Origin of the sequence: Sphingobacterium sp. UBA7253 (assembly GCF_002472745.1) — a bacterium.
Classification (GTDB): domain Bacteria; phylum Bacteroidota; class Bacteroidia; order Sphingobacteriales; family Sphingobacteriaceae; genus Sphingobacterium; species Sphingobacterium siyangense.
In genome coordinates this window covers 22,065-22,910 of record NZ_DKSP01000172.1, presented here as the reverse complement: position 1 = coordinate 22,910, position 846 = coordinate 22,065, and the positions used below count along the sequence as shown (strand labels likewise).

Below are 846 nucleotides of genomic sequence, written 5' to 3'. Positions count from 1 at the left end.
ACGTCTTCAGGTAGGGACTTTTGGATAGTTGGTAGCTTTTCCTTGATACGCTTTACGACTTCATTACTGTTTTCGCCCTTCAACATCATAACAACTCCACCCACAGCATCAACTTCACCATTAAACGTCAGCGCCCCATACCTAACAGCACTTCCAAATCTCACTTCAGCAACATCATTGATATAAATGGGCACAGCACCTGAAGTTTTTACCACGATTCTTTTTACATCTTCAATTGAAGTTACCAGACCAATACCTCTGATAAAATAGGCATTCGGCTTTTTATCAATATACGCTCCACCTGTATTCTGATTATTTTTCTCAAGTGCGGTGAATATATCTGGTATGCTCACACCCATCGCTCTTAACTTATCAGGGTTCACAGCAACCTCATACTGTTTTAATTGTCCGCCAAAGCTGTTAACCTCAGCAATACCGGGTGTTCCATATAATTGTCTTGCAACGATCCAATCTTGCATTGTACGTAGATCTTTTGCATTGTATTTACTTTCACTGCCTTTTTTGGGATGGATAATATATTGGTAAACCTCTCCCAGGCCGGTACTTACCGGCGCCATTTCAGGAGTACCTATTCCCTGTGGAATTTGGTCTACTGCTTCTTTTAGCCTTTCGTTGATGAGTTGACGTGCAAAGTAGATATCTACATCTTCTTCGAAAACGACTGTAATTACGGACAACCCGAATCGGGAAATGCTTCGAATTTCTTCGATCTTGGGAACATTCGCAATACTCTGTTCAATCGGAAAGGTAACGAGCTGTTCCACCTCCTGTCCAGCCAATGTGGGGCAGGAAGTAAATATTTGAACCTGATTGTTGGTAATATCA

The 846-nt window shown here is 41.6% G+C and carries 1 protein-coding gene; it reads right to left on the bottom strand.

Going from position 1 to position 846, the window contains the following annotated elements; genetic code table 11:
- The coding region (locus B2X72_RS17475; protein WP_286850888.1) for an efflux RND transporter permease subunit at positions 1-846 on the bottom strand (846 nt) is incomplete at both ends.